The organism is Achromobacter sp. Bel (assembly GCF_012928505.1).
Lineage (GTDB): Bacteria > Pseudomonadota > Gammaproteobacteria > Burkholderiales > Burkholderiaceae_B > Achromobacter.
Window position 1 is genome coordinate 1 of record NZ_JABBJN010000105.1, and the last position, 7,921, is coordinate 7,921.

Annotated in this window: 10 protein-coding genes; 2 read left to right on the forward strand and 8 right to left on the reverse strand. The window is 66.1% G+C overall.

The annotated features are described in order from the left end of the window. Together HG262_RS30380 and HG262_RS30385 are read left to right on the forward strand one after the other, a co-directional pair. A partial coding sequence (locus tag HG262_RS30380) for a methyl-accepting chemotaxis protein (RefSeq protein ID WP_248293538.1) occupies positions 1 to 448 on the forward strand: 448 nt, incomplete at its 5' end. 316 nt (positions 449 to 764) lie between these two features. Next, positions 765 to 2,360 (forward strand): PAS domain-containing methyl-accepting chemotaxis protein, encoded by a 1,596-nt coding sequence (locus HG262_RS30385; protein WP_169274530.1) that lies wholly within the window; start codon positions 765 to 767, stop codon positions 2,358 to 2,360. Positions 2,361 to 2,445: 85 nt separating this feature from the next. Here the strand turns inward: HG262_RS30385 and fliR are convergent, their stop codons facing one another. From fliR to HG262_RS30425, 8 genes are all read right to left on the reverse strand, one after another. Then, positions 2,446 to 3,234, reverse strand: coding sequence for a flagellar biosynthetic protein FliR (fliR, locus tag HG262_RS30390; protein WP_169274531.1), 789 nt, complete (start codon positions 3,232 to 3,234; stop codon positions 2,446 to 2,448). A gap of 34 nt (positions 3,235 to 3,268) precedes the next feature. After that, positions 3,269 to 3,538: a flagellar biosynthesis protein FliQ gene (gene fliQ / locus HG262_RS30395; protein WP_006219058.1), complete on the reverse strand. Its 270-nt coding sequence runs from the start codon at positions 3,536 to 3,538 to the stop codon at positions 3,269 to 3,271. A 19-nt stretch (positions 3,539 to 3,557) separates the two neighbouring features. Further along, positions 3,558 to 4,247, reverse strand: coding sequence for a flagellar type III secretion system pore protein FliP (gene fliP, locus HG262_RS30400; RefSeq protein ID WP_348984435.1), 690 nt, complete (start codon positions 4,245 to 4,247; stop codon positions 3,558 to 3,560). A 130-nt stretch (positions 4,248 to 4,377) separates the two neighbouring features. Next, positions 4,378 to 4,701, reverse strand: a complete 324-nt coding sequence (gene fliO / locus HG262_RS30405) for a flagellar biosynthetic protein FliO (protein ID WP_169274532.1) — start codon at positions 4,699 to 4,701, stop codon at positions 4,378 to 4,380. Between the two features lie 12 nt (positions 4,702 to 4,713). Then, positions 4,714 to 5,268: a flagellar motor switch protein FliN gene (gene fliN / locus HG262_RS30410; protein WP_169274533.1), complete on the reverse strand. Its 555-nt coding sequence runs from the start codon at positions 5,266 to 5,268 to the stop codon at positions 4,714 to 4,716. Beyond that, a complete protein-coding gene (gene fliM, locus HG262_RS30415; protein WP_169274534.1) occupies positions 5,261 to 6,268 on the reverse strand; it encodes a flagellar motor switch protein FliM in 1,008 nt (335 codons plus the stop codon). Before fliM ends, fliN begins: the two co-directional genes overlap by 8 nt. A 2-nt stretch (positions 6,269 to 6,270) precedes the next feature. After that, positions 6,271 to 6,891, reverse strand: a complete 621-nt coding sequence (gene fliL, locus HG262_RS30420; protein ID WP_169274535.1) for a flagellar basal body-associated protein FliL — start codon at positions 6,889 to 6,891, stop codon at positions 6,271 to 6,273. A gap of 170 nt (positions 6,892 to 7,061) precedes the next feature. After that, entirely contained in the window at positions 7,062 to 7,862 is an 801-nt protein-coding gene (locus HG262_RS30425; RefSeq protein ID WP_348984436.1) for a flagellar hook-length control protein FliK, read from the reverse strand. Positions 7,863 to 7,921 lie beyond the last annotated feature (59 nt).

Sequence of the window (7,921 nt, forward strand, 5' to 3'; positions counted from 1 at the left end):
CAAGGGCTTTGCGGTGGTGGCGGGCGAAGTGCGCTCGCTGGCGCAGCGCAGCGCGCAGGCGGCCAAGGAAATCAAAGGCCTGATCGAAGATTCGGTCACGAAGGTGGGCGCGGGTTCGCAGCAAGTGGAGCGCGCGGGCGCGACGATGCAAGAGATCGTGGCGTCGGTCAAGCGCGTGACGGACATCATGGGCGAGATCTCGGCGGCGTCCGAAGAGCAATCGAGCGGCATCGACCAGGTGAACCGCGCGGTGTCGCAGATGGACGAAGTGACGCAGCAGAATGCGGCGCTGGTGGAAGAAGCCGCGGCCGCCGCCGGGTCGCTGCAGGATCAGGCGCACCGTCTGGCGGAAGCCGTCGCAGTCTTCAAGATCAATGCCGGCGAAGTGATCGAAGTGCCTGCGCATCAACTCGGCGGCTATGCCGCGCCGACGTTGACGCAAGGCTGACCTTCGGCGCGTCAGGCCGGCCGCGCGATCTGCGCGGCCGGCCTGCTGGCTGCGCAAGGCATGCGGCCGCGCCGGTGCGCGGCCGCATGCCTTGTGACGGGCGTTCACGGAACGCCGCGTGCGATTACTACGCACGTTAAGTTTTCGAAAATTCAACCGTTAATAACAATAACGCCCGAAATGGGCGGTGAACAGCGTTTGACTGCGGCGTACCCGCCAGACAAGCCACGGCGGGTACCGGTCGATGCGGGGCGTCAGGTCCGGTTTGCCCGCTGCGATTCATTCGCTGCGCTTTTTAGGCAATTGGAGACTAGCTGTGCGCGTAAATCTACCCGTCCATGATGTGGAAACCAAGCTGCGTGAAGATCAGTACCTGATCTCGCGCACCGACACCAAGGGCCGCATCGTCTACGCGAACCCGGCATTCGTCGAAGTCAGTGGATTCACCCGCGAAGAACTGATCGGCAAGCCGCACAACATCGTGCGCCATCCCGACATGCCGTCCGAAGCCTATACGGACCTGTGGGACACGCTGCAAGCGGGTGAATCGTGGTTGGGGCTGGTCAAGAACCGGCGCAAGGACGGCGGCTATTACTGGGTGCTGGCCAACGCTACGCCCATCGTCGAAAACGGCGAAGTGGTTGCGTATTCGTCGGTGCGCGTACGCCCGTCGGACGAACAGGTCGAGATGGCCGAGGAACTGTACGCCCGCATCCGCGAAGGGTCGGCGCGTGGCGTCCGCATCCACCGCGGACGGCCCGTGCGGGCCGGCTGGCGGCGCGGCCTGGACGTCGCGGCGTTTCCTTTCAAGCGTAGCGTGCGCAGCCGCATGCTGCGCCACGCCTTGCTGTCTGGCGGCATCGTGGCTGCCGCGGGCGCCTACGGCCTGCATGCGAATTGGGCCAGCCTGGATGTCTTGGGCGCCAGCTTGGGGTGCGGCGCGATCGCGCTGGGCGTGATCGCCATTTTCGGCATGGGATGGAGCCTGTCCCGTTCGTTGCTGGATCCGATGGTGGATGCGGCCAACATGGCGCGCCAGGTCGCCGCCGGCAACCTGACCACGCAGATCGTGGCGGATTCCGATGACGAAGTGGGCAGCCTGAAGTTCTCGCTCGACGTCATGCGCAAGAGCCTGATCGGCATTGCGCAGGACGTCTATCGTGGGATCGAGGGGACGACGCATGCCGCGGTGCACATCGCCCGGGGCAACCAGGAACTGGCCGGACGCACGGAAGGGCAGGCGGCCTCGCTGCAGCAGACGGCCGCCAGCATGGAGCAGCTGACGTCCACAGTGCGGCAGAACGCCGACAACGCACGCCAGGCCAATCAACTGGCGGCCAGCAGCATGGACGTGGCGCGCCGTGGCGGTGTCGCGGTGGGCCAGGTGGTGAACACCATGCATGGCATTTCGGATAGCTCGCGCAAGATCGTGGACATTGTGAGCATCATCGAGGGCATCGCGTTCCAGACCAACATCCTGGCCTTGAACGCCGCCGTGGAAGCCGCTCGTGCGGGCGAGTCTGGAAAGGGCTTCGCCGTGGTCGCCGGCGAGGTGCGCAGCCTGGCGCAAAAGAGCGCGCAGGCGGCCAAGGAAATCAAGGGCCTGATCGAAGACTCCGTGGACCGCGTGACGGAAGGCTCGGCCCAGGCAGAACAGGCCGGCGCGACGATGGAAGAGATCGTCGCCGCAGTGCATCGCGTCACCGACATCATCGGCGAGATCTCGCAGGCGTCGCAGGAGCAGTCCAGCGGGATCGAGCAAGTGGATTCCGCCGTATCGCAGATGGATGTGATGACGGTGCAGAATACGGCGCTGGTGCAGGAACTGGGCGGTGCGGTGCAGCAGCTGGGAAACCAGTCCGGCGCGCTGCGGGAAACGATCCGCGTGTTCCGGTTGACGGGCCTGCCCTGATTCTTCCGGGCGGTTCGATCCATGCGAAACGGCCGCTGAAAAGCGGCCGTCTCTTTTTGTGCAAGCGCTGGATGAGGAAAATGCGCTATCGCCCCGCCAACGCATCGACCACGCGGCTCATGGCCCCCAGACCGGACTCGAACAGCGATTCCAGGAAGGGCCCCGAGTGCGGCAGCACCACGGTCAGCACCGTGACGCCGACGATCAGCGTCACCGGAAAGCCGACGGAAAACACGGACAACTGCTGCGCCGCGCGGTTCAGGATGCCCATGGCGAGGTTGATGGTCAGCAGTGCGCAGATCAGCGGCAGGGCCAGCAGCAGGCCGGAAACGAATACCGTCTTGCCCCATTCCACAACGACGCCCCAGCCGTTCTGATGCAACTGGATCATAGCGACGGGCAGGGTGTCGAAAGAGCGCACCAGGGCCGCCAGGACCAGCAGGTGGCCGTCCAGCGCCAGGAAGGTCAGCATCGCGATGATGTTGAACAGCCGGGAAAGCACCGCTGTGTTGGCGCCGGAACCGGGATCGAAGAAGGACGCGAACGACAGGCCCATCTGCAGGCCGACGAATTCGCCTGCGGTCTGCACCGCGGCGAACACGATCCGCATGGTGAAACCCATGGCGATGCCGATCAGCACCTGCTGCATCACCATCCACAGGCCGGCGAAGGAGCCCGGCGCGATCGGCGGCACGGGGTCCAACGCCGGGCTGATGGCCACCGACAGCACGAAGGCCAGGCCGATCTTGACCTTGACGGGGATGATGGATTCGGAGAACAGGGGCGCCGTGCCCACCAGCGCCAGGATGCGCACGAACGGCCAGAGGAACTGGCCGATCCAGCCGTTGAGCTGTTCGAGCGTGAAGGCGATCATGGGAAGCGTCCGGCGTCCGGCGGCGCGGGCGCGCTCAGGACACCAGCATGGGGATCTGGCCGATCAGCTGCCGGATGTAGTCGACCATGACGCCGATCAGCCACGGGCCCAGCAGCACCAGCACGCCGCACATCGCCAGCAGCTTCGGAATGAACGACAGCGTCATTTCGTTGATCTGCGTGGCGGCCTGGAAGATGCTGATGACCAGGCCCACCACCAGCACGACCAGCAGCAGGGGGCCGGCCATCGCCAGGACGATCTTCATCGCCTGGTAGGCCATGGTCATGACGGTTTCGGCTGTCATGGCGGTTCTGCTCCCGGCGTTATTGGTAGAAGCTCTGGGCCAGCGAGCCCATGAGCAGGTTCCAGCCGTCGGCCAGCACGAACAGCATCAGCTTGAAGGGCAGAGCCACGGTGACGGGCGGCACCATCATCATGCCCAGCGCCATCAGCACGCTGGCCACCACCAGATCGATGATCAGGAAGGGGATGAAAATGGTGAAGCCGATCTGGAACGCCGTCTTGAGTTCGCTGGTGATGAACGCCGGCACCAGGATGCGCAACGGCACTTGCGAGGGGTCTTCCAGCGCGGGCTGCTTGGCCAGGTTGGCGAATAGCGACAGGTCGTTCTCGCGGGTCTGGTGCAGCATGAACGTGCGCAGCGGTCCCGCCGCCCGTTCGACGGCGGTCTCGAACGGGATCGATCCTTCGGATAGCGGCTTGTAGGCGTCGGCGTAGATCTTGTCGAACACCGGCGACATCGTATAGAAGGTCAGGAACAGCGCCAGCCCGATCAGCACATGGTTGGGCGGCGACATCGCGGTGCCCATCGCGCTGCGCAGCAGGCCCAGCACGATGATGATGCGGGTGAAGCCCGTCATCATCAGCAGCGCGGCCGGCAGGAACGACAGCGAGGTCATCAGCAGCAGCGTCTGCATGCTGAGCGAATACGTCTCCGAGCCGTTGGGGCCGGGGGTGGTGGTCAGCGCCGGCAGCGTGGCCTGGGCGACCACGCCGGCGGGAAAGAACGCCAGGCCCAGCACGGCCGCGGCCGCCAGCAGCGGCAGCGCGTTCTGGCGGGCGCGGGTGGAGGCAATGCGGGTGAGCAAACTCATGGGTATCGCTTGGAACGCGCGCGGGGCGCTAGCGGCGCTTGAGCGCCTGGCCCAACTTGGCCGCAAACGCTGCGGCGGGCAAGGGCGAACCCTCCGGCAACTGGCCGGCGGGCAGGGTATGCAGGGTGCTGATCTGGTTCGGGCCGACGCCCACCACCAGCCAGGTGTTGTCGATTTCGACGACGACGATGCTTTGGCGCGCGCCGACCGGCAGGCTGGCAACCTGCTTAAGCAGGTTGCCGCCGCCGCGCTGGGTCAAACCGGCGCGCTTGGCGAGCCATGCCGAAACCAGGATGGCGGCCACCACCAGCACAAGGCCGATGATGACGCGCAGCAGGGAGGACTCGGTCATGGCGCGGTGCCGTCAACGGCGGTTGTTCAAGCGGTTGATCCGCTCGGACGGGGTGATGATGTCGGTCAGGCGGATGCCGTACTTGTCTTCGACGACGACCACTTCGCCCTGGGCGATCAGGTAGCCGTTGACGAAGATGTCCATCGGCTCGCCGGCCAGGCCGTCCAGCTCGACCACCGATCCCTGGCCCAGCTGGAGCAGGTTCTTGATGGTCAGGCGGGTGCGTCCCAGTTCGACCGTCAGCTGGACGGGCACGTCCATGATCAGGTCGATGTCGGTGCCGGCGCCGCCGGTCGTGCCGGCCAGCGGCTTGAACACCGACTGCGACGCCGATTGGGCCGCGGGCTTCGCGGGGGCCGGCGCCGGCGTCGTCGGCGCCGCTGGCGCGGGGGCTTCAGGGGCAGCGGGCGTGGCGGCGGATTGTTCAGCCATCGCGGCTGCCCAGTCGTCCTGCGGCTTCAGGCCATCGGCCTGGGTGGGCGGATTGGCGCGGGATTGTTCGGCGAGCGCGTCGGCCCAGTCGTCGGCCGGGGACGAGCCGGTGCCAGGCTCGTTCTTGTCAGTCATGGTCGGGGGCCTCGTGTGAATCGGTATCGTAGGTAAACATGTTCTGTACGCGAAGCGCGTACTGGCCGTTGAAGACGCCGTAGCCGCATTCCATCAACGGCACGCCATCCACATTGGCAATGATGGTCTCGGGCACGTCCACGGGAAGGACGTCACCCACTTTCAGGTTCATGAGCTCGCGGATCGACGACGGGATGCGCGCGAACTCGGCGACCACGTCGATGTCGGCGCTGCGAACCTGGCGCGACAACTGCTGCGACCAGCGCTGGTCCACTTCTTCCAGCGTGGTTTCCTGCAGCGGCCGCGTCAGCAGATCCCGCACCGGCTCGATCATGGAGTAGGGCAGGCAGATGTTCAGGTCGCCGCCGGTCGCGCCGAATTCGATATGGAACGAGGTGACGACCACCACTTCATTGTTGCCGGTGATGCTGGCGAACTTGGTGTGCATCTCCGAACGCACGTACTCGAATTCGATCGGATAGACAGGGTCCCAGGACTTGCCGTAGCTTTCCAGGGTCAGGTTGAGCAGGCGCCGGATGATGCGCTGTTCGGTCGTGGTGAAGTCCCGGCCTTCGACGCGCGTGTGGTAGCGGCCATCGCCGCCGAACAGGCTGTCGATGACCAGGAACACCAGGTTCGGGTCATACGTGAAGAGCGCGGTGCCGCGCAGCGGCTTCATCTGAATCATGTTCAGATTGCTCGGCACGGGCAGGTTGCGTTCGAAGTCCGCGTACTTCTGTATCTTGATCGACCCGACCGTGATGTCCGCGCTGCGGCGCATGAAGTTCAACAGCACGTTGCGCATATGGCGCGCGAAGCGTTCGTTGATCAGCTCCAGCGTCTGCATGCGCCGGCGCACGACGCGCTCGGGCGAACTCAGGTCATAGGCGCGCGCGCCGTCGTTGGCTCCGGCCGCTTCGGTCTTGCTGTCACTCTCGCCGGTGACGCCGGCAAGCAGCGCATCGACTTCGTCCTGTGAAAGGAATGCCTCGTAGGCCATGCTTATTGCACCACGAACGCCGTGAACAGTACGTCGGTGACATACTGGCCGTCCGGCAGGGGCGAGAAGGGACGGTTGACCGCCTGCTTGATCGCTGCGGCCATGTCGGTCTTGCCTTGCTGGGTCTGCACGCCGGTGGGCGATTGCGAAGACAGCACCATCAGGATGCGGCTGCGCACTTCAGGCATGTACTTTTCAAGGCGCGTACGGGTCTGTTCGTCGCTCACGCGCAAGGTCAGGCCGACGTGCATGATGCGTTCCGTGTCGGCGTTCTGCAACGTGACGGTGAACGCCTCGATCGGCACGAAGATCGGCGCGGGCACCGCGATAGGGCCTGCCGGCGGCGCGACGAAAGTGGTTGCCGTGGCTTGCGGGCCCTGGCCGGGCTGGCCCGGCTGACCGGGTTGGCCTGGCTGGCCCCCCGGGACCTGGCCGACGCCCAGCTGCACTGCGGCGCCGGCGGGCGGCTGCTGCATGCGTTGGCTGATGAACCAGGTTGCGCCGGCGCTGGCGGCGGCGACGATGAGCAGGACCAGTATGGCCAGGAGGGGGCGAAGGATGCGGCCGATGCCGCCGGAGTTCTTCGCGCCCGACGGCGCGGATATGGATTTGGAAGTCGCCATCTCGGTTTCGATGCGTATTGGGCCGCTGGTGAAAACGGATACTTAGTGGATGAAAGCATTCTGCCCCAAATCCCGCCTCGGCTTGGAGGCGAAAAACAGGGCGAAAGCCGCGTATCTCAAGCTATTGCTGCACTGCGCGCATCCATTGCTGGCTGCGCGCCGCCTGTTTGCTACGCAAAGGTGTCGACCAGGGCGTTGGCATTGCGCGGGGTGGCCACGACGGGCGCGGCGTTGCCGGCCGCCGCATCGGCGACCGCCGATCCGCCGCCCGGCTGGCGTTGCGATCCGTTGCCGCCGTGCTGTTGCGCGAATTCCTGTTGCGCGGCCTGTTCGCCGACGCTGGTCTGGCCCAGCGAGATGCCGGCTTGCGCCAGCGCTTGCTGCAATTGCGGGATGGCGGTTTCGATCGCCTGGCGCACGGATGCGTGGGCCGACACGAACGAGGCGCTGGCCACGCCATCCGCCAGGTTCAGGCTGACGCGCAACGGACCCAGGTCCGGCGGATCCAGGCGCAGTTCGGCGGTCTGCATGCCTTGGCGTGCATGGGTGCTCATCATCACCACTTGCTGGCCAAGTTCGGTACCCCAGTGCGTGCCGCCCACGGGGGTGGCGACCTGCATCACGAGCGGCACGGCCGGCGCGGCGACGGCTGCCTGGTTTACGACAGGCGCGGCCTGGCGCTGGGCGGCCGCGGCAAGGGCCTGGGCCAGGTGGTCCTGCGGCGAAGCGCCGTGCTGCGGCGCCTGGAACTGTTGCGTCGTGCTGGCCAGCGCGGCGGTCAGTTCTTCTTCGCTGTGGGCCGGTAGCGTCGTGGTGGGTTCGGCGTCCGTGCGCGCTTCGCGCGGGACGCGCGGCAGGGCGAGGTCGGCGGCCAGGCGCGGCGCCTCTGCCTTGATTGCGGGCTTTGCGTTGGCGGGTGCGGTTTCCAAGGGCGCCGTCACGACGCTGCCCGGCTTGACGGCGGCAGTCACGACGGGCAAGGCGGCCTGGGCGTCGCGGGCGGCAAGCGCGGCGGCCGCTTCGGCTTAGA